At 68.0% G+C, this 22,015-nt stretch carries 23 protein-coding genes and 1 pseudogene; 8 read left to right on the top strand and 16 right to left on the bottom strand.

Translation table 11 applies throughout. The annotated features are described in order from the left end of the window. Positions 1–47: 47 nt before the first annotated feature. Both V9K97_RS26425 and V9K97_RS26420 read right to left on the bottom strand, forming a co-directional pair. Positions 48–1,088 carry an ABC transporter substrate-binding protein gene (locus V9K97_RS26425; RefSeq protein ID WP_337321752.1) on the bottom strand — a complete coding sequence of 347 codons (1,041 nt, stop codon included), beginning with the start codon at positions 1,086–1,088 and terminating at the stop codon, positions 48–50. A gap of 88 nt (positions 1,089–1,176) precedes the next feature. Continuing rightward, positions 1,177–2,094, bottom strand: coding sequence for a LysR family transcriptional regulator (locus tag V9K97_RS26420; RefSeq protein ID WP_337321750.1), 918 nt, complete (start codon positions 2,092–2,094; stop codon positions 1,177–1,179). A 100-nt stretch (positions 2,095–2,194) separates the two neighbouring features. Between V9K97_RS26420 and V9K97_RS26415 the strand changes: the two genes are divergently transcribed. Both V9K97_RS26415 and aqpZ read left to right on the top strand, forming a co-directional pair. Then, positions 2,195–3,205: a zinc-dependent alcohol dehydrogenase family protein gene (locus tag V9K97_RS26415; RefSeq protein ID WP_337321748.1), complete on the top strand. Its 1,011-nt coding sequence runs from the start codon at positions 2,195–2,197 to the stop codon at positions 3,203–3,205. A 173-nt stretch (positions 3,206–3,378) separates the two neighbouring features. After that, complete coding sequence (gene aqpZ / locus V9K97_RS26410) at positions 3,379–4,083, top strand: aquaporin Z (protein ID WP_126750036.1); 705 nt, start codon at positions 3,379–3,381, stop codon at positions 4,081–4,083. Between the two features lie 7 nt (positions 4,084–4,090). Here the strand turns inward: aqpZ and V9K97_RS26405 are convergent, their stop codons facing one another. The 5 genes from V9K97_RS26405 to V9K97_RS26385 all read right to left on the bottom strand — a co-directional run bounded on the left by V9K97_RS26405 (position 4,091) and on the right by V9K97_RS26385 (position 8,733). Continuing rightward, positions 4,091–4,429 carry a hypothetical protein gene (locus V9K97_RS26405; RefSeq protein WP_337321746.1) on the bottom strand — a complete coding sequence of 113 codons (339 nt, stop codon included), beginning with the start codon at positions 4,427–4,429 and terminating at the stop codon, positions 4,091–4,093. A gap of 114 nt (positions 4,430–4,543) precedes the next feature. After that, positions 4,544–5,944, bottom strand: a complete 1,401-nt coding sequence (locus tag V9K97_RS26400) for a sensor histidine kinase (protein WP_337321744.1) — start codon at positions 5,942–5,944, stop codon at positions 4,544–4,546. A gap of 61 nt (positions 5,945–6,005) precedes the next feature. Continuing rightward, positions 6,006–6,662, bottom strand: a complete 657-nt coding sequence (locus V9K97_RS26395) for a response regulator (RefSeq protein ID WP_126750033.1) — start codon at positions 6,660–6,662, stop codon at positions 6,006–6,008. Positions 6,663–6,791: 129 nt separating this feature from the next. After that, positions 6,792–7,898, bottom strand: a complete 1,107-nt coding sequence (locus V9K97_RS26390; protein WP_337321742.1) for a winged helix DNA-binding domain-containing protein — start codon at positions 7,896–7,898, stop codon at positions 6,792–6,794. A 10-nt stretch (positions 7,899–7,908) separates the two neighbouring features. Continuing rightward, a complete protein-coding gene (locus V9K97_RS26385; protein WP_337321740.1) occupies positions 7,909–8,733 on the bottom strand; it encodes a pseudouridine synthase in 825 nt (274 codons plus the stop codon). A 94-nt stretch (positions 8,734–8,827) separates the two neighbouring features. Between V9K97_RS26385 and V9K97_RS26380 the strand changes: the two genes are divergently transcribed. The 4 genes from V9K97_RS26380 to V9K97_RS26365 all read left to right on the top strand — a co-directional run bounded on the left by V9K97_RS26380 (position 8,828) and on the right by V9K97_RS26365 (position 12,260). Then, positions 8,828–9,967: an MGDG synthase family glycosyltransferase gene (locus V9K97_RS26380; protein ID WP_337298738.1), complete on the top strand. Its 1,140-nt coding sequence runs from the start codon at positions 8,828–8,830 to the stop codon at positions 9,965–9,967. Beyond that, entirely contained in the window at positions 9,964–10,455 is a 492-nt protein-coding gene (locus V9K97_RS26375; protein WP_337321738.1) for a hypothetical protein, read from the top strand. Before V9K97_RS26380 ends, V9K97_RS26375 begins: the two co-directional genes overlap by 4 nt. Next, the gene (locus tag V9K97_RS26370) at positions 10,452–11,030 is read left to right on the top strand and encodes a dual specificity protein phosphatase family protein (RefSeq protein WP_258502779.1); all 579 of its coding nucleotides are present in this window, start codon (positions 10,452–10,454) and stop codon (positions 11,028–11,030) included. Before V9K97_RS26375 ends, V9K97_RS26370 begins: the two co-directional genes overlap by 4 nt. Positions 11,031–11,129: 99 nt before the next feature. After that, positions 11,130–12,260 carry a zinc-binding dehydrogenase gene (locus V9K97_RS26365; RefSeq protein WP_337321736.1) on the top strand — a complete coding sequence of 377 codons (1,131 nt, stop codon included), beginning with the start codon at positions 11,130–11,132 and terminating at the stop codon, positions 12,258–12,260. A gap of 44 nt (positions 12,261–12,304) precedes the next feature. Here V9K97_RS26365 and kdpE read toward each other — a convergent pair whose 3' ends face one another. The 9 genes from kdpE to V9K97_RS26320 are packed head-to-tail and all read right to left on the bottom strand — an operon-like array spanning position 12,305 to position 20,950. Continuing rightward, positions 12,305–12,997, bottom strand: a complete 693-nt coding sequence (gene kdpE, locus V9K97_RS26360) for a two-component system response regulator KdpE (RefSeq protein ID WP_337298742.1) — start codon at positions 12,995–12,997, stop codon at positions 12,305–12,307. Between the two features lie 4 nt (positions 12,998–13,001). Next, entirely contained in the window at positions 13,002–15,758 is a 2,757-nt protein-coding gene (locus V9K97_RS26355; RefSeq protein WP_337321734.1) for a DUF4118 domain-containing protein, read from the bottom strand. Between the two features lie 25 nt (positions 15,759–15,783). After that, the gene (locus V9K97_RS26350; RefSeq protein ID WP_337321732.1) at positions 15,784–15,918 is read right to left on the bottom strand and encodes a hypothetical protein; all 135 of its coding nucleotides are present in this window, start codon (positions 15,916–15,918) and stop codon (positions 15,784–15,786) included. After that, entirely contained in the window at positions 15,908–16,264 is a 357-nt protein-coding gene (locus V9K97_RS26345) for a hypothetical protein (protein ID WP_337321730.1), read from the bottom strand. Before V9K97_RS26345 ends, V9K97_RS26350 begins: the two co-directional genes overlap by 11 nt. Before the next feature lie 11 nt (positions 16,265–16,275). Beyond that, positions 16,276–16,857: a potassium-transporting ATPase subunit KdpC gene (gene kdpC, locus V9K97_RS26340; protein WP_337321728.1), complete on the bottom strand. Its 582-nt coding sequence runs from the start codon at positions 16,855–16,857 to the stop codon at positions 16,276–16,278. A gap of 13 nt (positions 16,858–16,870) precedes the next feature. Further along, a complete protein-coding gene (kdpB, locus tag V9K97_RS26335) occupies positions 16,871–18,970 on the bottom strand; it encodes a potassium-transporting ATPase subunit KdpB (RefSeq protein ID WP_337321726.1) in 2,100 nt (699 codons plus the stop codon). Positions 18,971–18,982: 12 nt separating this feature from the next. Continuing rightward, positions 18,983–20,713 carry a potassium-transporting ATPase subunit KdpA gene (gene kdpA / locus V9K97_RS26330; protein WP_337321724.1) on the bottom strand — a complete coding sequence of 577 codons (1,731 nt, stop codon included), beginning with the start codon at positions 20,711–20,713 and terminating at the stop codon, positions 18,983–18,985. A 1-nt stretch (position 20,714) separates the two neighbouring features. Beyond that, positions 20,715–20,813: a K(+)-transporting ATPase subunit F gene (gene kdpF, locus V9K97_RS26325; RefSeq protein ID WP_041943086.1), complete on the bottom strand. Its 99-nt coding sequence runs from the start codon at positions 20,811–20,813 to the stop codon at positions 20,715–20,717. Next, a complete protein-coding gene (locus V9K97_RS26320) occupies positions 20,810–20,950 on the bottom strand; it encodes a hypothetical protein (RefSeq protein ID WP_337298748.1) in 141 nt (46 codons plus the stop codon). The genes kdpF and V9K97_RS26320 overlap by 4 nt, the downstream gene beginning before the upstream one ends. Positions 20,951–21,126: 176 nt before the next feature. Between V9K97_RS26320 and V9K97_RS26315 the strand changes: the two genes are divergently transcribed. Both V9K97_RS26315 and V9K97_RS26310 read left to right on the top strand, forming a co-directional pair. Continuing rightward, on the top strand, positions 21,127–21,795 hold the full coding sequence (locus V9K97_RS26315; protein WP_337321722.1) for a helix-turn-helix transcriptional regulator: 669 nt from the start codon (positions 21,127–21,129) through the stop codon (positions 21,793–21,795). Between the two features lie 38 nt (positions 21,796–21,833). After that, positions 21,834–22,015, top strand: a pseudogene (locus V9K97_RS26310) (superoxide dismutase [Fe]); the annotation flags it as partial.

The raw sequence follows: 22,015 nt of genomic DNA, 5'->3' as shown, positions 1-22,015 counted from the left end.
AACAATAGGCCGCATTTCTTGCGGCCGCGTGAAGCCCCGCGCAGGCTTTACCTGGGTTGGGATTCCACTTCGCGGGTCCAGCGGTCGATGAGCCGCTTTCGCTCGGCGGCCTTGCCGTATTTCTCGAAGTCGTACTTGATGAGCTTCACGTCGCTCATCGACGGAATGCGCGCGTCGGGCTTGAAAGTCTTGTTGGCCGGCGACTGCAGGCTGCCGGCCTGCCCGCCGATCGCCTGGCCGACCGGGCTCATGAGCCAGTCGTAGTAGCGCCTGGCATTCTCCTTGTTGCGCGCGCCCTTGACCAGTGCGATGCCGCCCACCTCGTAGCCCGTGCCTTCGCAGGGCGCGGCGGTTTTTACCGGAAATTTGTCGTACCGCCAGCGCTCGAAGCCGAAGATGAAGCTCACGCCGACCGCCACCTCGCCCTTGGCCACGTTGGGCGCCTGCGCCTGGCCGCTGCGGGTGTAGCTGGTCACGTTGCGGTGCAGCTTCTTCAGGTAGTCGAAGGCCGCGTCCTCACCCATCTGCTGCACCAGGCCCGCGATGATGGTGTAGGCCGTGCCGCTGGAGGCCGGGTGCGAAATTTCGATCTCGCCCCTGTATTCGGGCTTGACCAGGTCGGACCAGCACTTGGGCTCGCTCAGCTTCTTTTTCTTGAGCAGGTCGGTGTTGAAGCCGAAGCCGATGGCGCTGGTGTAGAAGCCGCCCACCATGTTCTGCGACATGGCGTATTGGCGCACCGCCCAGTCGTGCAGGTCGTTGATGTAGGCCGGCCGGTAGGGCTCGAGCAAGCCCTGTTCAGCCGCCTGCAGGAACGGGTCGCCCGTGCCGCCCCACCAGATGTCGGTCTTGGGGTTGGCCGCTTCGGCGCGCAGTTGGGCACCGATTTCTCCGGTGCCCTTGTGTGCCTGCTGCACCCTGATGCCGGTCTCGCGTGTGAAGGCCGCGGCGGCCGCCTCGCACCAGCCCGCGTCGGTGCTGCAGAGGGCGTTCACCGTGCCCTGCGCCGCAGCGCCGGCCGAAAACAAGGCCAGCACGCCCGCAATGGCGGAAGCGGCCGCGAGATTTCTGATGGCAAAGGGGCGCATGCGTTCTCCGGCAGAGGGATGGAATGGCAACCTGGAATGGCCCCATGGAATGGCAGCCACCAGGCCGCAGAATAACGGGCAAAGCCGCTCAGCGGGCCGCCAGCAGCGGCGGCAGATGCTCCGCGAGCCAGTCGATCACCACCCGCGTCTTGTGCGGCAGGTAGCGGCTTTTGTGGCGGATGACGTTGAGCTCGAAGCCGAAAGGCTGCGGCTCCTCGAACACGCGCACCAGCGTTCCCGCGGCCAGCGCCTCGGCGGCCAGCCAGGCCGGCAGCCGCGACAGGCCCATGCCGCCAATGGCGGCTTCGAGCAGCACCTCGGCACTGTCGCAGCGCAGCCGCGAAGGCAGCACCACCTCGACAAGCCGGCCTTCGGCATCGTGAAAGCGCCAGGGCCAGATCTGCCCATCGCGGGCATAGAACACCGCCTCGTGCGACGACGGAGCGGTCAGCTCGGCCACGCTTGCCGGGCGCTCGTGCGCCGCCAGATAGGCCGGCGCGGCGCACAGCACCATCCACTGCATGCCGACCGGCCGGGCCACCAGGTCGGCGGTGTCGGGCAGCCCGCCGCTGCGAATGGCAAGGTCGAGGCCCTCCTCGACCAGGTCCACGCGCCGGTCGTTGAATGAAAGCTCCAGCGAAAGCCCCGGATGCCGGCGCGCGAGCGCAAGCAGCAGCGGCCCGACCTTCAGGCGGCCGAGCATCGCGGGCATGCTGAGGCGCACCAGCCCTGTCGCGGTGCAGCGCGCGGCATCGGCCATGGCCTCGGCGGCGTCGAGCTCGGCCAGCGCGCGGCGGCAGCGCTCGTAGTAGCCGTGGCCTTCTTCGGTGAGGCTCTGGCTGCGCGTGGTGCGCAAAAAGAGCCGCGTGCCCAGCCGCGCCTCGAGCCGCGCGATGCTCTTGGCCACCGCCGAGCGCGTGACGTGCAGCCGCTGCGCCGCAAGCGCAAAACTGCCGGCCTCCACGGCCGCGACAAATTCTTCTATGCCCTGGAAACGTTGACTCATTGGAGATTTTCAGGCGCCATCGAGTTGAAGATTATCCACCACTGGATAGATCAACTCACCAATAGCATGAACAACTCTTTGTTTGACGTGGAGTCTTTTCATGCAGGAACCTCAAGCGCTTCGCCGCTGGCAACTCTCTTCTTTTGGCAACCAGCACCTCGAACAGGTCGAGCGGCCGCTCCCCACGCCGGGACCGGGCCAGATCCTTGTGCGGGTGGGCGCGGTGTCGCTCAACTACCGCGACCTTCTGATGGTGCGCGACGGCATGGGCATGAATTTCGACATGCCTTTCACGCCCGCCTCCGACATGGCCGGCACCGTGGTGGCCGCGGGCGCGGACGTGCGCCGGTTTGCCGTTGGCGATCGCGTGGTCAACACCTTCTGGGGCGGATGGATCGACGGCCAGTGGACGGCCGATGCGGTATTGGCCGGCGGGCCCGGACCGGGCATGCTCGCTTCGCACGTTCTCCTCGACGCTGCCTGGGCCGTGGCCGCGCCGGCCACACTGGACTTTGCCGAAGCGAGCACGCTCCCCTGCGCCGGCCTCACCGCATGGTTCGCCCTGGCCGAAACGGGGGCGCTCCGGCCCGGCCAGACGGTGCTGATCCATGGCACGGGCGGGGTGGCGCTGTTCGGTTTGCAGATTGCGCGGCTGCATGGCGCGCGCACCATCGTGATCTCGGGCAGCGAAGACAAGCGCGCGCAGACCCTTGCACTCGGCGCCACCCACGTGCTGATGCGCGACAGCGACTGGCCCGCCGAAGTGCGTCGCCTCACGCAAGGCCGCGGCGCCGACCATGTGCTCGAGCTCTCGAGCGGGCCGAACCTCGATCGTTCGCTGCAGGCTGCTGCGCAAGGCGGGCGCGTATCGATCATCGGCATGCTCGGCGGCGAAACGCTGAGCGCTTCGTTCTATGCCATGGTGCTCGGCCGCGTCGCGGTGCAAGGCATTGGCGTGGGCCATCGCCGTGCGCTCGAAGACCTGGTGCGCGCCGTCGACGTGAACGCGCTCAAGCCCGTGATTGCGGCGCGCTACGCGTTCGATGCATTGCCCGATGCGCTCGACCACCTCGCACGCGGCGCCTTCGGAAAGATCGTGGTCACGCTCTGAGACGCCTCGTTAGCCTGTTGCGGAACGCGTGTCAGAAACAAAAGATCGCCGATTTGTGAACAGGTTCCGATAGATGCAACAACATGCGTGACGCTCGTTGTTTCCATTCCTAGAATCCGCCCGCGCCATGGCCCAGGCCACGCATTTTTCTAACAACTTCAGGATGGAACAACATGGAACATAGCACCTACAAAAAGTGGTCGGCCGAGTTCATTGGTACTTTTTGGCTCACGTTCGGCGGCTGCGGTAGCGCTGTTCTGGCCGCGGCCTTTCCGGGCCTTGGCATCGGCTTTCTGGGCGTTTCGCTGGCGTTCGGCCTCACGGTGGTGACCGGCGCCTATGCGCTCGGCCCCATCTCGGGCGGCCACTTCAACCCCGCCGTCTCGATCGGCCTCGCGGCCGCGGGCCGCTTCAAGGCTTCGCAGCTCGCGGGCTACATCGTTGCGCAAGTGCTGGGCGCCATTGCAGCGGCCGGCGTGCTCTACCTGATTGCCACGGGCAAGCCCGGCGCAGACATCGGCGGCTTTGCCACCAACGGCTTCGGCGAGCACTCGCCCGGCAAATACGGCATGACTGCCGCGCTGGTGTGCGAAGTGGTGCTGACCGCGGTGTTCCTGATCGTGATCCTCGGCTCCACCGCCAAGCGCGCAGCCGGTGGCTTCGCGGGCCTGGCCATCGGCCTGTGCCTCACGCTGATTCACCTGATCTCCATTCCGGTGACCAACACCTCGGTCAACCCGGCGCGCAGCACCGGCCCGGCGCTGTTCGGCCCCTCGTATGCAGTGTCGGAGTTGTGGCTGTTCTGGCTCGCACCCATCGTGGGCGCGATCATCGGCGCGGTGATCTACCGCGCGCTGCTCAGCAACAACGACGACTGATCTTCGGTCAGCTGCCGCTGGCCGACTGCACCAGCGGCAGCGAGGTCGACTGGCCGATCGATTCGGTCCCGCTCGCGTGCGATGCCGCGTACGCGCCGGCCTCCACATCGGACACCGGGATCGTCGAGTTCATGGCCGGCGCGCTGGTCGACTGGCCGATGGACTCGGTGCCGCCGGGCCGCGCGGCAGCCATTGCACCCGCAAGCACGTCGGGGTTCTCGGGCGAATTCATCTGCAGCGGGTGGTAGTCCGAGCCGTCGGTCGTCTCGGCCGACGCATGAACGGCACCCAGCGCCGCAAACTCGGCAAAGGAACCAAGGGCAAGAAGCTTGAAGGAAGTGCGCATGGTGTGTGCTCCTGAATGGCGGTTGTCCCCGGCCGCGTGCCATCGCGCGAACTGCGCGTGGCAAGGCCTGAACGCACTCTAGGCAGCCGGACTGAGCTGGCCCTGAGCAATGAATTAGCTGGCAATGAGCGGCGCCGTCGGCGGCGGAAGATGCACCCGCGCCATCAGTCCCGAGCCACCCCCTTCCGCTTCGGCGCGGTTGCACAGCTCGATGCGCAAGCCGTGCCGCTCGGCCGCCGTGCGCGCAATGGCCAGCCCCAGCCCGCTGCCGCCCGCAGGTGAGCCCGGCACGCGAAAGAAGCGGTCGAACACGCGGCCGATCGATGCGTCGGGAATGCCCGGCCCGTTGTCCAGCACGTCGACCACGGCATGGCCGCCTACTTCGTGGAGCCGCACATCGACCACGCCGCCTTCGGGCGCATAGCGCAGTGCGTTGTCGAGCAGGTTGTCGAACACGCTGCGCAACTCGGCGGCCGGTGCGTGCACCACGGGCGCAATCGATCCCTCGAAGCCGATGTCCACGCGCCGCGCGTCGGCCAGCACCATCAGCTGGCTCACGCTTTCGCGCAGCAGGGCTTCGATGTCGACCGGCTCGCCCGGCACGGGGCGGCCCGGTGCGTCTTGCCGCGAGAGGCTCAGCAGCTGTTCGATCAGGTGCTGCGCGCGCGTGACGCCGGCTTCGAGCTGGTTGAAGCGCTCGGTGGCTTCGCCCGCAGGCACATGCGCGCGCAGGTTCTCGATCTGCAGGCCGATGGCGGCCATGGGCGTGCGCAGTTCGTGGGCTGCGTCCTGCACGAAGCGGCGCTGCGTGGCAAAGGCATTGCGCACGCGCGACAGCAGGTGGTTGAAGGCCTGTACCAGCGGCGCGATCTCGTCCGGCACGCGCGCCAGCGAAAGATCGGTGAGGCTGCGCTCGTCCTGCGAGGCCACGTCGCGCGCCACCGCCCGCAGCGACCGCGAGGCCGCCGACACAATGAGCCACAGGATCAGCAAGGCGAGCGGCAGCAGCAGCGCGATCGGCAGGCCTTCGAGCAGCGCGCGGCGCAGTGCCCGGCGCCGCCGGTAGTCCTCGTTCTGCAGCACCTGCACGCGCGGCTGGTCGGCGCGCGGTCCGGGGTCGGCGGTGAACACGCGCCAGCGCGAATGCGTGTGCGCGCCGGTGCTCGCATCGCTGAAGCCCGATCGCGGCTGCAAGGGCACCGCGGCCAGCGGCGGCCACGAACTCGCAAGCAGCGTGCGGCCGTCGGCGCTCCATATCTGCACCACGAAGGCGCCGCGTGCAAAGGCGGCTTCGCCGTCGAGCGGGCGTGGCGCGCGGGGCGGATCGGTGCCCGCATGGGAATCGGCCACGAGCCGCATCTGCTCGTCGAGCGCGTTGTGAACCAGGTCGCCATACGCGACGAAGGTGAGCCACGCCGTGAGCGCCGCCGCCGCCACGTGCAGCGTAATGAGCCAGAACAGCAGCTGCGAGCGCAGCGAGCGCGGACGCCACCAGCGGCCCGGCATTGCGCTCATCGGAGTACCTCCGTGCTTCGCACTCCGGCGCGAGCTTGCTTGGGGCGGCCCGGCGCAGCGCTCATGCGACGACGCGCCATCCCAACCCGCGCACGTTGCGGATCGATTCGGCGCCGAGCTTGCGGCGCATGCCGTGGATCAGCACGTCGATGGCGTTGCTGGTCACTTCCTCGCCCCAGCCGTAGATGCGGTTCTCGAGCTGCTCGCGCGAGAGGATGGCGCCGGGCCGCTCCAGCAGTGCGTGCAACAGTGCAAATTCGCGCGCCGTGAGCGCCTCGCGCGTGCCGTGGATCACCACCTCGCGCGTGGTCAGGTCCAGCTGCATCGCGTTGCCGCCGATCAGCGAATGCGCGGCGCCATCACGCCGGCGCACCACTGCCCGCATGCGCGCGAGCAGCTCGCGGAATTCGAAGGGCTTGCGCAGGTAGTCGTCCGCGCCAAGGTCGAGGCTGTGGATGCGGTCGTCGAGCCCGTCGCGCGCGGTGAGCACCAGCACCGGCGTGGCGTCGCCGCGTTCGCGTGCGCGCCGCAGCACCTCGGTGCCGTCCTGCCGGGGCAGCCCCAGGTCGAGCAGCACGCAGGTGTAGCCGCCATCGCCGAGCGCGCTTTGCGCCAGTTCGCCGTCGCGCACCCAGTCGGCCGACCAGCCCGCGCCCTCGAGCGCCTGCTTCAGGCTGCGCCCGATCATCTCGTCGTCTTCCACCAGCAGCACACGCATCGTGTCGACTCCTTGGGCGGCAAGGCAGCAGCGTGTCGGGATGAGCGGCAGTGCCTTGCGCCGTGGCGCAGCGTAGGGGCGGAGTCTTAGGCGAGTCTTAGGGCCTGTCAACGCTGCACTGGCAAAGGCTCACAGCACGCGCACGTCGTGCCGCTCGCCCTCGCCGTCCGCTGCAAAGGCCAGCAGGCGCATGGCCTCTTCCTGCGCGCCGAGCCGGTCGGCCTTCGACCAGCGCGTGAAGGGCTCCAGCACCGCGGTGGCCGTGTTTTTCGCACGCTCGATTTTCCAGATGCCTGCAACGAAGCCGTCGAGCAGCACCGTGCCGCGAACGATGCCGTTGACGGTGAACACCCGGGCACGGTGCTCCTCGCTCATCACGCGGCTGCGGTCGGCATGCGAGAGCAGCAGGTTGTCCCATTCGGCGACCAGGCGCGGCGGCGCGGGCGTGTCGGGGTCAGGCCGCGGCGCGCGCGGCAGGTCGAACAGCTCCTGGCCCTGTTCCCCGGTGAACACGCGCAGCTGGGGCCGCAGGCGCTCGGCCACGGCCTTCCAGCCCGTGAGGCCCGACCATGCACCCGCATCGGCGAGCGTGGCGGGGCCGAAGGCCGCCAGGTAGCGCAGCAGCAGGTCGTCCTGCGTGGCGGGCGCAACATCGGCGGCGGATTCGCCGAGCCACTCTGCGATGGGCTGCAGTTGTGCGCTCTGGTGCGAGTTCCAGCTGCCCGCCGGAGGCAGGTGCACCAGCGGTACGTTGTTGCGGATGAGTGCTGCGAGCGAAGCGGGCTCACGGTCTTTCCATTGCAGCGCGAGCGCCTGCCCGAGTTCGGCACTGGCAAGCGGACCTTCGCGCAGCAACGCCAACCCGGCCTTCACCACGGCCGCGTGGTCGATGCCTTCGAGCGCCCGCGCGTGGCTGCTGCCCCGCAATCCGCGCTGATGCACCGGCTCGAGCAGCGGCCGCCAGGCCAGCGCGTCCGATGCGGCCATCAGGTGCAGGGTCGCGCGCATCGTCGACATGCGCACGATGCGCCGCTTCTTCAGCGCCTCGGTCAGCTGTTCGCGCCGAAAGCCCTCGAGCCGGCTCCACAGGCCGATGTAAGGCGGGTTCGGCGCCTGCGCCTGCAGCCCCGCCAGCTTTTCGATGGCCTGCGTGACCGTCGCCTTGCGCCGCCCCAGCAGCGTCTGCCGCGCCAGGGTGGCCCGGTTCAGCGCGCGCTGGCTCAGCACCATGGCCATGGGCAAGAACTCAGAACTTCTCGTGCGGGCCGAGGTAGCGCCACTGCCCCACGGGCAGGTTGCCGAGCATCACCTTGCCGATGCGCACGCGCTTCAGGCCCACCACCTTCAGCCCGACCAACTCGCACATGCGGCGGATCTGGCGTTTCTTGCCCTCTGTGAGCACAAAGCGCAGCTGTTCGGGGTTCTGCCATTCGACGCGCGCCGGCTTGAGCGGCTGGCCGTCCAGGCTCAGGCCGTGGCGCAGCCTGGCGAGCATGGCGGGCGGAAAAACCGCCTGCACGTTGGTCGTGACGGGATCGTCGTCGTCCATGCGCACCAGCTGCCCGGTAGGCGCGGGCTGGCCCAGGCCGTGATACGCCACGCGCACCAGGTATTCCTTCTCCATCACCGAGTCTTCGCCGATCAGCTGGCGCGCGATGCGCCCGTCCTGGGTCATGACCAGGAGGCCGATCGAATCGATGTCGAGCCGGCCGCACGGCGCAAGGCCGCGCAACTGCTGGGGGCTGAAGAAGAAGCGCGCGTTGTCTTCGGCCCAGCGGTTCTGCGGCGTGAAGAGCGTCACTGCCGGCTCGTGGCCGTCCTCGGCCTGGCCGCTCACATAGCCGATGGGCTTGTTGATCAGGATGGTGACCTGGTTCGCCTGTTGGCCCTTGGCGGCCTTGTCCACCTCGATGCGGTCGGACGGCGTGACCTTCACGCCCATTTCGGCCGGCTTGCCGTTCACCTTCACCCAGCCGTTGGCAATCCACTCATCGGCCTCGCGGCGTGAGCAGAGGCCCAGCTCGGCCATGCGTTTGTTGAGGCGTACAGGTGCGGCGGGAGCGTCAGTCATGCCCGCATTTTCGCCCATGGTCGGTGTCGGCGGGATGTGTCGCATTGCATGGGGATAATGCGCGCCAATGGCCCGCCGACGGCCCCGGACCCGAATGACAAAAATCCTGATCCTCAGTGTGAGCGCCGGCAACGGCCATGTGCGCGCAGCGCAAGCCCTCGAAGCCGCCATGCAATCGGCCCCGCCGCACACGGCGGTCCACATCGATGCCATGGCCCATGTGGCCGGCGGTTTTCGGAAGGTGTACACCGACTGGTACATCCAGCTCGTGAACCGTGCGCCGGAGCTGTGGTCTTACCTGCACCAGCGCGCCGACGCCACGCCGCACCACGCGCCCTCGCAGCGGCTGCGCCGCGGCATCGAGCGGCTGAGCACCGGCGCCCTGGTGCGCGAGATCCGCCGCGAGAAACCCGACGCCGTGATCTGCACCCATTTTCTGCCGGCCGAGCTGCTGATGCGCGAGCGCAACCGCGGACGCATCGACTTTCCGGTGTGGCTGCAGATCACCGACTACGACCTGCACAACATGTGGCTGGTGCCGGGCATGGCGGGCTACCTGGCCGCGACGGAAGAAGTGGCCTTCAGGCTCCGGGCGCGCGGCATTCCGGCCGAACGCATCCATGTGACGGGCATTCCGGTGATGCCGGCTTTCTCCGAGCCCGATGCACCGGCCCTCGCGCGCGATGCCTGCGCCGCGGCGCTCGGCCTCGACCCCGCGCGGCCCGTGTTGCTGATGGCCTCGGGTGGCGCGGGCGTCGGCGACCTGCCGAGCATGGTCGAACGCGTGCTTTCGCTCGGCGGCGACAGCGGCTTCCAGGTCATTGCCGTGGCGGGCCGCAACGCCGAGGCGCACACCAGGCTGCAGGCGGTGGCCGCGCGCCACCCCGGCCGCGTGGTGCCGATCGGCTTCACGAACGAAATGCACAAGCTCATGGCCGCAGCCAACCTGGTGGTGACCAAGCCGGGCGGTCTCACGGTGTCGGAGTGCCTCGCGCTCGGCAAGCCGATGCTGCTGATATCGCCGATTCCGGGCCAGGAAGAGCACAACGCCGGCTTTCTCATGGAAGAAGGCGCGGCCTGGCTCGCCTACGACGCGATCGGCCTCGACTACAAGGTGGCGCGCCTGATGGCCGACCCCGCCAAGCTGGCCGACATGGCTCGCCGCAGCCGCGCGCTCGGCAAGCCGCGGGCGGCGGCCACGGTGCTGCAGCGCGTCTTGGGTGAAGCAGCATGAGCGGAACGACGGAGAAAACGGGCGTGGCCCGCACCATCGGCTACCTGGCCTGGGTGGTGGTGATGGCTTTTTTCTTTGCGAACGCCGAGATCCAGATCGAAGGCGGCGCGGGCTGGGCCACGTCACTGCCCACCTGGCGCATCGAGAACAACATCTGGCTCGACATTTTCTGGGGCGGCCGTGCGATGACCGGCTATCACGCCTGGGTGTTCACCTTCATGGCGCTGGTGTTCTTTGCGCCCTTGGCCTTCAACGGCCGCTGGACCTGGCGCGACGTGGGCTTGGCCGTTGCGGGCCTGATCGTCTTCTGGGTCTGCGAAGACTTCCTGTGGTTCATCATCAACCCGGCCTTCGGCTGGGCACGCTTCAATCCGGTCGATGCGTTCTGGCACAAGCACTGGGTCTGGGGCGCGCCGGTCGACTACTGGGGCGGCCTGGCGGTGGCCCTGCTGATCCTGGTAACCCGGCACTGGCGGCGCGCGAAATGAGCATAAGGCGCGCGAAACGCAAAGACCGCGACGACAACGCCGCGGCGCAAGCCGTGCCGCGGCCCGGGCACTGGGCCGATCCGCTCGACACGCTCCAGGTCGAAAACCTGCACCGCATCACGCCCACGCTGTACCGCAGCGCGCAGCCGCGCATCGCCAACGTGGCGGCGCTGAAGGCACTGGGCATTCGTACCATCGTGAGCCTGCGCTCATTCAACGACGACCGGAAGGTGTTTGCGGGCAGCGGCATCCGGCTGGTGCGCGTGCCGATCAACACCTGGTCCATCGACGACACCAAGGTGCTGCGCGCTTTGGTGGCCATTCGAGAGGCCGAAAAGCAGGGTCCGGTGCTGATCCACTGCATGCACGGCGCCGACCGCACGGGCGTGGTGGCGGCGGTCTATCGCATGGCGGTGCAGGGCTGGGACAAGGAGAGCGCGCGGCTCGAGATGCTGCGCGGGGGCTACGGCTATCACACGCTGTGGCGCAACATTCCGCGCTACATCGATCGGCTCGATCCGGAGAAGATGCGCCATGCGCTGGACCACGCGCCGGTGATTCCCGTGGTGTCCTGAAGGCGCCTGCAGACTTCGCGGGCCGCTCCTATACTGGCCGCCCCGTGGCCTTGGGCCACCTTCGAACAGATCCTTCTTCGGGGTCGCAAGGGGTTCTTCATGGCACTGCAACTGCGCTCGCTCATCCGCGCGAACGGCGAACTCGAACTCTCGCTGCACGACGATCCGGTGCCCGAACCGCAGGCGCACGAAGTGGTGATCCGCGTCGAGGCGTCTCCCATGAACCCGTCGGATCTGGGCCTGCTGTTCGGCGCGGCCGACATGAGCACCGCCAAGGTCTCCGGCACGCCCGAACGTCCGGTCGTCACGGCCACCGTGCCCGAGCGCGGCATGCCCATGATGGCCGGGCGGCTGGACCAGTCGATGCCCGTAGGCAACGAGGGCGCCGGCGTGGTGGTGAAAGCCGGTTCGTCGGCTGCGGCGCAGGCGCTGCTCGGCAAGACGGTGGCCGCCATCGGCGGCGCCATGTATTCGCAATACCGCGCCGTGGCGGCCGCCCAGTGCCTCGAGCTTCCCGCGGGCACCGCGCCGGCCGAAGGCGCATCGTGCTTCGTGAACCCGCTCACCTCGCTCGGCATGGTCGAGACGATGCGCCGCGAAGGCCACAAGGCGCTGGTGCACACAGCCGCCGCATCCAACCTGGGGCAGATGCTCAACAAGATCTGCCAGAAGGACGGCATCGACCTGGTCAATATCGTGCGCAAGCCCGAACAGGAGGCGCTGCTGCGCGGCATCGGCGCCAAGTACGTGTGCAACGCAAGCTCGCCCACCTTTCTTGAAGACCTGACGCAGGCCCTGGTCGAAACGGGCGCCACACTGGCCTTCGACGCCACCGGCGGCGGCAAGCTTGCGGGACAGATCCTCGGTTGCATGGAAGCGGCGCTGAACCGTACCGCCAAGGAATACAGCCGCTACGGTTCGACCACGCACAAGCAGGTCTACATCTACGGCGGTCTCGACCGCTCGCCGACGGAGTTCGTGCGCAACTTCGGCATGGCGTGGGGCATGGGCGGGTGGCTGCTGTTTCCGTTCTTGCAGAAGCTTGGGGACGAGGGGGTGCAGCGTTTGAAGGCGCGGGTGGTCGCGGAGTTGAAGACGACGTTCGCGAGCCGGTACACGCGGGAGGTTTCCTTTTTGGAGGCGCTGCAGCTGGATGCCATTGGGGTGTATGGCAAGCAGGCGACGGGGGAGAAGTTCTTGCTGAATCCGAACAAGGGTGTCGCTGCCTGATTTCTTCTTGCGGCCAGCGGTGACGTGAATGCCGCGGCCCTCAGCTAAACCACCAACCGATACCCCACCGCAGTCTCCGTCAGCAAATGCCGCGGCTGAGCCGGGTCCACCTCCAGCTTCTGCCGCAGATGCCCCATATAGATGCGCAAGTAGTGGCTCTGGTCCGTGTGCGACGGCCCCCACACTTCGCGCAGCAACTGGCGCTGCGTGAGCACGCGGCCTGCGTTGGCGACCAGCACCGACAGCAGCCGATATTCAGTAGGCGTCAGGTGCACCTCGGCGCCGGCGCGGCGCACGATGCGCGCGGCGCGGTCCAGCTCTACCTCTCCGAAACGGAACAGCGCTTCCGCCGTATCGTCGCCGTTGGCTGCGCGCGGGCGGCGCAGATTGGCGCGCACGCGTGCCAGCAGCTCGCCGGTGCCAAAAGGCTTGGTGAGGTAATCGTCGGCGCCCGCATCGAGCGCGGCGATCTTATCGGCCTCGTCGGAGCGGGCAGACAGCACGATGATCGGCACCGCAGACCAGCCCCGCACATCGCGAATCAACGAAACGCCGTCGCCATCAGGCAGGCCGAGGTCGAGCACCAGCAGGTCGGGCTGGCGCGTGCCGGCTGCCGCAAGGCCATCCCGCAGCGTGCCGGCCTCGTGCACCACCCAGCCTTCGGCCTCCAGTGCGCCGCGCACGAAGCGGCGAATCTGCGGCTCGTCCTCGATCACGATGGCGGTGGGAGATGGCATGGCTTCAGAGTTGGGCTTCGGCCGGCTCGGGCGGCTCGCGGCGTGGCAGGGTAACGGTGAATTCTGCACCGCCGCCCTGCGCATTGGCCGCCGTGATCTCGCCGCCATGCGCACTCACTACCGCCCGGCAGATCGCCAGGCCCAGCCCGACACCCGGTGTGGCCGATTCGGCCTCTCCGCGCGTGAACTTGTCGAACAGTTTCTGCTCACGGCCCAGCAACGCGGCGGGCAGGCCGGGGCCGTGGTCGCGCACCGTGAGCACCAGGGTGCCGGGCTCGGCGCGTGCGCCCATCACGATGGGCGGGGCGCCGTATTTGGTGGCGTTCTCCAGCAGGTTGACGAGCACGCGCTCGATCAGCACCGCATCGAATTCGACCAGCGGCAGGTCGGCAGCGAGCGCGGTCTGCACGACGGTGTCGCCCAGCGAGGTGCGCGCCGCGCGGATCGACGAGCCCACGACCTCTTCGACCGACTGCCAGTCGCGCCGCAGGTTCACCGCACCGCCCGCAATGCCGCTTTCGAGCCGCGCCATATCCAGCAGGTTGTTGACCAACGCATGCAGCTCGTGCGCCTGCGCAACGATGGCACGCGCCGCGTTGCCGTGTTCTTCGGGCGGCAGCGTCTGCAGCGATTCGGCCAGCGCGATCAACGCGGTGAGCGGCGTGCGCACGTCGTGCGAGATCGCGCCGAGCAAGGCATTGCGCAAACGCTCCGACTCCATCTCGACCACGGCCTGTTGCGCCACTTCGACGTAGTGCACGCGCTCCAGCGCAATCGCGATCTGCCGCGCGAGCGTTTCGAGCTGCTGCGCCTGTTCCGGAATGAGCAGCCAGCGCGGCTGCGCGGGCGACAGCGCCAGCACGCCGCGCACGCGCATTGGCGCCTGCAGCGGCACGTAGTGCCACGGCTGCGCTGCCAGCGTGGCGGTCGCAAGGCCCGCAGGCTGGCCGTGGCGAAAGGCCCAGTCGGCCACTTGCGCATCGAAGCCCTCGGGCGGCTCCTTCGGCAGCACAAGCTGGTCGGCCGAGTCCGTCACCAACACCAGCGCATGGCCGCCGAAGTGGCCCTGCACCGCGGCGGCACCGAGCGTGACGACCTGCGTGCTCTCCAGCGCTGCCGAGAGCTCGCGCGTGAGTTCGAACAGCGAGCGTGCGCGCCGTTCGCGGCTGGTCGATATACCGGCCGCAAAGCGCAGGCCGGCCGTGAGCTGCCCCACCAGCAGGCCGACGCCCAGCATGATCGCGAAGGTCAGCACGTATTGCACATCGCTTACCGCAAACGAAAGCTGCGGCGGCACGAAGAAATAATCGAAGGCCGCGACGTTGAGCAGGGCCGCCAGCGCCGACGGCCCGCGTCCGAAGCGCATGGCCACACCGACCACGCCCAGCAGGAACAGCATCACGATGTTCGCGAGTTCGAGGACGCCGGCCAGCGGCGTACAGGCCAGCGTGAGCGCCACGCTGGTGGCCGTGGCCCAGGCATAGCCGGGCCAGTGGATGGGCGCTTTTTCGTGATCTCCTTCGTCGGCACGCGGCGTGTTGAGCGGCGTGCGTGCGAGGCGGCGCGCGCTGTCGACGCGGCCGACCTCCAGGATGTCGAGAGCGGGTGCATGCTGCGCCAGTGCGCGCGGCAGCGGCACCGGCGCGGCGGGCCACCAGCGGTGCCATCCGCTCGCGGGCTCCGAACGCCCCATCACCAGCGTGGCGCAGTTCAGCCTGCGGGCCTGCTCGGAGAGTTGCTCGGCCACATCGGAGCCCGTGAGCACCGCGGTGGCCGCGCCCAGTTCCTCGGCCAGCTTGAGCACCGCAAGGATGCGGTCGCGCTCTTCAGCGGCCAGGCGCTGCAGCCGCGGCGTCTCGACGTAGGCCGCGTGCCAGCGCACGTTGAGCTGGCCCGCAAGCCGCGCCGCGGTGCGCACCGTCTGCGCCGCGCCTTCGTGCGGACCGACGCACGCGAGGATCGCGCCCGAGGTGTTCCAGGCCTGCAGCGCGCCGCCATTCCCATCTTTTCCATTGCGGCCGGCCGCGCCGGACTGCTCGACCCGCCAGCCGCGCACATCGTCTTCCACGTGCTCCGCCGTGCGGCGCAGCGCAATCTCGCGCAGCGCGATCAGGTTGCCTTTGCGAAAGAAGTTCTGCGCGGCGCGCTCGGCCTGCTGCGGTAAATACACCTTGCCGGCCGCGAGCCGCGCCGTGAGCTCGTCGGGCGTGACGTCGACCAGCACCACCTCGTCGGCCTCGTCGAGCACGGTGTCGGGCACCGTCTCGTGCACGCGCACGCCGGTGATCGCGCCGACGGTGCCGTTGAGGCTCTCCAGGTGCTGCACGTTGAGGGCCGACCACACCTCGATGCCCGCGGCCAGCAGTTCCTGCACGTCTTGCCAGCGCTTGGCGTGGCGCGATCCCGGCGCATTGGTGTGGGCCAGCTCGTCGACCAGCAGCACGGCGGGCTTGCGCGCCAGCGCCGCGTCCAGATCGAACTCGGCCAATGTGCGGCCGCGGTAGTCCAGCTCGCGCAGGGGCAGGGTGTCGAGCCCCGCGAGCAGCGCGGCGGTTTCGCTGCGGCCATGGGTTTCGACCACGCCGATGAGCACGTCGCGGCCCGCGGCGCGCTCGCGCTGGGCGGCGCTCAGCATGGCCCAGGTCTTTCCCACGCCCGCGCTGGCGCCGAAATAGATGCGCAGCTTGCCCCGTTGCGCGCGCGCCTCGTCGTTGCGCAGTTGCGCAAGCAGGGCGTCGGGGTCGGGGCGGGTGTCGAGCATGGATAGCGTGGAATGGCTGCGCAGGTTAGCGCATCGGGCCGCGCTTGCGGCGCCTGGCCTCATGCCGCCGCGCCGTGCGCGAGAGCACCCACCAGGCAAAGCCCAGCGGAATGAAGAGCGCCGCGAGCGCCAGCAGCACGTGGAAGAGGTCAGTGACCATCGCGCAGCCCGCAGCGGGCCAGGTGCTCGCGCCAGCTCACGAGCCGGCCGATCTCGCCCGAGGGCACGCACTCGATCAGGCGGTGCAGCACCTCGGCGTAGCTCGCGATGGGCAGGCGGATCATCAGACGCACGCACGGCGCATCGCTCTCTTGCGAGCAGAGGGCGTGCAGCAACGGCTCGCAGCGCACCACGCCCGCATCGGGGCAACCCGAGACGCTGCGGCGCACGCGCAGCGCGTCGGCGCAGCAGACGGTGACGTCGAGGACGTAGAACGAGCCCGTGGCGGTCACGGGCGCATGCATTCGCAACGTGCCGGGGTGTTCACGGTAAGCGGCATAGGCCATGGTTTTTCTCCTCAGCGCACCGAAGCATCGAGCGCGAGATTCAGTGCGAGAACGTTGACGCGTGATTCACCGAGCACGCCCCAAAGTGCGCTTTGCGTGTTCTTTTCGATCAGCGCATTGATCTGTTCGACCGGCACCCCGCGCACGCGCGCGACGCGGGCCGCCTGGTAGCGCGCTGCGGCGGGGCTGATGTCCGGATCGAGCCCGCTGGCCGAAGCCGTGACCAGATCGACCGGCACCGGCGCGGTGTTGCCCGGGTCCGCGGCGCGAAGCGCTTCGACACGGCCCTTGACCGCATCGGCCAGCGCCGGATTGAGCGGGCCGAGGTTCGAGCCGCCCGAAGCGCTCGCGTTGTAAGGCTGCGGCGCGGTGGCCGATGGACGGCCCCAGAAGTGTTTCGGGTCGCTGAAGTTCTGGCCGATGAGACTGGAGCCCACGGTGGTTCCGCCCTGCACGACCAAGCTGCCCGCAGCCTGCGACGGAAACAGCGCCTTGGCGGCCCCGGTGACGGCCATCGGATAGATCAGGCCGGTGAGCACGCCCAGCAGTGCGAAGAGCACGAGCGCGGGACGAATGATGCTGTTGTTGTTCATGATGAAGAACTCCTCAGACGAGATGGACGGCGACCAGCAGCCAGTCGATCAACTTGATGCCGATGAAGGGAACGAGCAGACCGCCCAGGCCGTAGATGGCCAGGTTGCGGCGCAGCAGCGCGGCCGCGCCCACCGGCCGGTAGCGCACGCCCTTGAGCGCCAGCGGAATCAGGAACACGATGACCAGCGCATTGAAGATCACCGCCGACAGAATCGCCGACGAAGGGCTCGCAAGCCGCATCACGTTGAGCGCACCCAGCTGCGGATAGGTCGAGACAAAAATCGCGGGAATGATGGCGAAGTACTTCGCCACGTCGTTCGCAATCGAGAAGGTGGTGAGCGAGCCGCGCGTCATGAGCAGCGCCTTGCCGGTCTCCACCACCTCGAGCAGCTTGGTCGGGTTCGAGTCCAGGTCGACCATGTTGCCGGCCTCCTTCGCGGCCTGCGTGCCGCTGCCCATGGCCACGGCCACGTCGGCCTGCGCCAGCGCGGGGGCGTCGTTGGTGCCGTCGCCGGTCATCGCGACCAGCCGGCCTTCGGACTGGTACTTGCGGATCAGCGCCAGCTTGTCCTCCGGCGTGGCTTCGGCCAGGAAGTCGTCCACGCCCGCCTCGGCCGCAATGGCTGCGGCCGTGAGCTTGTTGTCGCCGGTGATCATCACCGTCTTGATGCCCATGCGGCGCAGCTCGGCGAAGCGCTCCTTGATGCCGGTCTTCACGATGTCCTTGAGCTCGACCACGCCGAGGACGCGGTTACCCTCGGCCACGGCCAGCGGCGTGCTGCCGCGGCGCGCAGTCTCCTCGGACGCGCGCAGCACCTCGGCCGGCACGCTGCCGCCCATCGATTCGACGTGCCGGCGAATCGCATCGACCGCGCCCTTGCGCAGCAGCACGACTTCAGTATCCAGGCTGTTGGGCGCCGCCGGCAGGTCGGCGCCGCTCATGCGGGTCTGCGCGGTGAACTGCACGAAGCGTGCACCTTCCACCGCCGTGACTTCGAGTCCGTCGCGACGCGCCAATTCGACGATGCTGCGGCCTTCGGGCGTTTCGTCGGCCAGCGAGGCGACCATCGCGGCGCGGGCCAGGCGGGCCTTGGTCACGCCCGGCGCAGGCAGGAAGGCACTCACCTGGCGGTTGCCGTGCGTGATGGTGCCGGTCTTGTCGAGCAGCAACACATCGACGTCGCCGGCCGCTTCCACAGCGCGGCCCGAGGTGGCAATCACATTGGCCTGCATCATGCGGCTCATGCCGGCCACACCCACGGCCGAGAGCAGGCCGCCGATGGTGGTCGGAATCAGGCACACCAGCAGCGCCACCAGCGCGGTGAGCGACACCACGGTGCCCGCGCCCGCCGCCTCCACGCTGAACACCGAGAACGGCAGCAGCGTGACCGTGACCATCAGGAACACGAGCGTGAGCGCCACCAGCAAGATGGTCAGCGCAATCTCGTTGGGCGTCTTGTGGCGCTTGGCCGCCTCGACCATGCCGATCATGCGGTCGAGGAACGACTCGCCCGGGTTCACCGAGATGCGCACTACCAGCCAGTCGGACAGCACGCGCGTGCCGCCGGTCACAGCCGAGAAGTCGCCGCCCGATTCGCGCACCACGGGTGCCGATTCGCCGGTGATGGCGCTCTCGTCCACCGAGGCCACGCCTTCGATGACTTCGCCATCGAGCGGGATCACGTCACCGGTCTCGACCAGCACGACGTCGCCCTTGCGCAGGTTCGGTGCTTGCTCCGGAAGCCACTGGCCGCCGTGGCGCGGCTCCTGCAGCTTCTTGGCCCAGGTGTCCTTGCGAAGACCGCGCAGCGATGCGGCCTGCGCCTTGCTGCGGCCCTCGGCCAAGGCTTCGGCAAAGTTGGCGAACAGCACGGTGAACCACAGCCACACGGTGATGGCCAGCACGAAGGCGGGCTTCATGCCGGTGTCGCCCGGGAAGCTCAGCGAGTGCACCCAGAGCAGTGTCGTGAGAATGCTGTCGATGTACACGATGAACATCACCGGGTTGCGCCACTGCGTGCGCGGGTCCAGCTTGGCGAAGGCGCCCCACAGCGCAGGCTTGACCAGCGCCGCGTCGAGCAGCGAGAGAGAGGTTTTTGTATTGGCAGTCATGGTGCGCGCCCCTTATTTCCAGAGCACCAGGTGTTCGACAACGGGCCCGAGAGCCAACGCCGGCACATAGTTGAGCAGGCCGACCAGCAGCACGGTGCCGATCAGCAGCGAGACGAACAGCGGCCCGTGCGTGGGCAGCGTGCCGCCGGTGACCGGCAGGCGCTTCTTCGCGGCCAGCGAGCCGGCAATGGCCAGCACCGGCACGATCATCGCGAAGCGGCCCAGCCACATGGCCAGCCCAAGCAGGCCGTTGTAGAACGGCGTGTTGGCCGAAAGGCCCGCGAAGGCGCTGCCGTTGTTGTTGGCGGCCGAGCTCAGCGCATACAGAATTTCAGAGAACCCATGCGCACCCGGGTTGGCGATGGCGGCCTTGCCGGCGCCTGCGATCACCGCCACCGCGGTGCCGGCCAACACCAGGATGGGCGTGACCAGGATGGCGATGGAGATCAGCTTCATCTCGCGCACCTCGATCTTCTTGCCGAGGTACTCAGGCGTGCGGCCGATCATCAGGCCCGCAATGAACACCGCGAGCATCGCGAAGATCAGCATGCCGTAGAGGCCGCTGCCCACGCCGCCGAACACCACCTCGCCCAGCTGCATGAGCACCAGCGGCACCATGCCGCCGAGCGGCGTGAACGAGTCGTGCATGGCATTGACCGCGCCGCAAGATGCCGCGGTGGTCACGGCCGCGAAGAGCGCCGATGCGTCGATGCCGAAGCGCACCTCCTTGCCTTCCATGTTGCCGCCGCTTTGCAGCGCGCTCGCCGCCTGGTCGACCCCCATCGAAGCGAACAGCGGATTGCCGGCATGTTCGGCGGGAATGATGGCAATCACCGCAAGCACGAACATCACCGTCATTGCCGCAAGCACGGCCCACCCTTGCCGCATGTCGCCGACCACGCGGCCGAATGCGAAGCACAGCGCCGCCGGAATCAGGAAGATCGCGATCATCTGCAGCAGGTTGCTGAGGGCGGTCGGGTTTTCGTACGGGTGCGCCGAGTTGGCATTGAAGAAGCCGCCGCCGTTGGTGCCGATCATCTTGATGGCCTCCTGCGACGCGACAGGGCCCATGGCGAGCGTCTGTGTTTGCGTTCCTGCAACCGCCTCGACCGTTTGCACGGTCTTGTAGGCGTCGAAGTTCTGGATCACGCCCTGCCCGGCAAAGGCCACCGCCAGCGCGAACGACAGCGGCACCAGCAGCCACAGCGTGATGCGTGTGATGTCCGCCCAGAAGTTGCCGACCAGGCCACCGCTCTTGCCGTCGCCCCGACGCGCAAAGCCGCGCACCAGCGCAAAGGCCACCGCAATGCCCGTGGCGGCCGAGAAGAAATTCTGCACCGTGAGCCCGAGCATCTGCGTGAAATAGCTCATCGTCGATTCACCGCCGTAGCCCTGCCAGTTGGTGTTGGAGACGAAGCTCACCGCGGTGTTGAAGGCCGAGTCGGGCGACACGCCCCCCATGCCGGCGGGGTTGAGCGGCAGCCAGCCCTGCAGGCGCTGCAGCGCGTACAGAAAGATCGCGCCAACGGCATTGAAGGCCAGCAGCGCGAATGCATATCGCAGCCAGTGCATCGATTGCCCGGGCTTGGTGCCCGCGAGCTTGTAGAGCGGCGCCTCGATGCGCTGCATCCAGCGCGGCAGGCGTCCGTCGCACAGCGCGGCAAGAAACTTGCCGACCGGCCATGCCAGCAGTACAAGCGCCGCGAGAAAGAGGGCCAGCAAAGTCCAGGCGGAGGCGGTCATTTCAGAACTCCTCCGCGCAGATCAGCGCGAACACCAGGTAGGCAAACAGCACGACGGCAATCAATGCGCCGAAGCCGTAGAGCGCTTCGAGGCTGATCATGGCCGCTCTCCTTCGCCCGTGTTCAGCTCATTCGGCGCATTCATTGCGCCCGGCCCTTCGAGCCGGTTCAGCCCGAAGGCCATGGCCGCCAGCGCGGCCCACAGCGCCAGCAAGGCGCCCATCCAGACGAAATCCATTCATTGCTCCTGCAGCGAAACCAAGGCATCGAGTCTCGGCAGGGGCCCGTAAAAACGGGGAACAGAGTCGGCGAGGCCGCATAAAGAAACCGTAAAGACGTCCCGTCTTTCGCAAGGCCCTCGACAGCGGATGCACAGTCATTCAATAATCAAAGCCAAACCTGTGAAATAAAAGGATGACCGCCCGCCCCCTCGACCTGAAGCCCGCCTGGACGCCGCACCAGCCGGCGGACCGCATCCTGTCCACGCTCAAGACCCGCGGCGCGCTCGGCATTCCCGACATTGCCAAGGTGCTCGACGTGACGGTGGAGGCGGTGCGCCAGCAGATGGTCAAGCTGCAGTCCGATGGGCTGGTCGACGCCGAAAGCCGGCCGGCGGGCCGCGGCAGGCCGACGCAGATATGGCGGCTGACCGGCGCCGGGCACGCACGCTTTCCCGACACGCATGCCGAGATGACGGTGCAGATGATCAGCGCCGTGATCACCGTGTTCGGCGAGAAGGGCATGGACCAGCTCATCGGCGCGCGCGAGGAAGCCATGCGCGCCAACTACCGCGAGGCGATGCTGGGCGCGCGCAGCCTGAAGACGAAGCTCGAACGGCTCGCCGAGATCCGCAGCCGCGAAGGCTACATGGCCGAGTTCCGGCCCGAGGGCGAGGGCTTTCTCTTCATAGAAAACCATTGCCCCATCTGCACCGCGGCGCGGGCCTGCACGGGCTTTTGCCGCAGCGAACTGCAGCTCTTCGAAGAAGTGCTGGGAACCGACGCAAGCGTGAGCCGCGTCGAGCATGTGCTTGCGGGCGCGCGGCGCTGCGCCTACCAGGTGAGCCCCAGAAACGCGCCTTGATTCAGACTGTTTTCAAAACCCGAAAGGAAAGACCCACCATGGAACACACCCTCCCGCCCCTGCCCTACGCCCTCGACGCACTGGCACCCGAGTACTCGAAGGAAACCCTCGAGTACCACTACGGCAAGCACCACAACGCCTATGTGGTGAACCTGAACAACCTGCAAAAGGGCACCGAGTTCGAGTCGATGACGCTCGAGGAGATCGTCAAGAAGTCCAG

The sequence above is a fragment of the Variovorax sp. CCNWLW186 genome (genome assembly GCF_037203865.1).
Taxonomy (GTDB): domain Bacteria; phylum Pseudomonadota; class Gammaproteobacteria; order Burkholderiales; family Burkholderiaceae_C; genus Variovorax.
The sequence above is the reverse complement of the archived record's forward strand: the minus strand, read 5'-3'. Positions and strand labels throughout refer to the sequence as shown.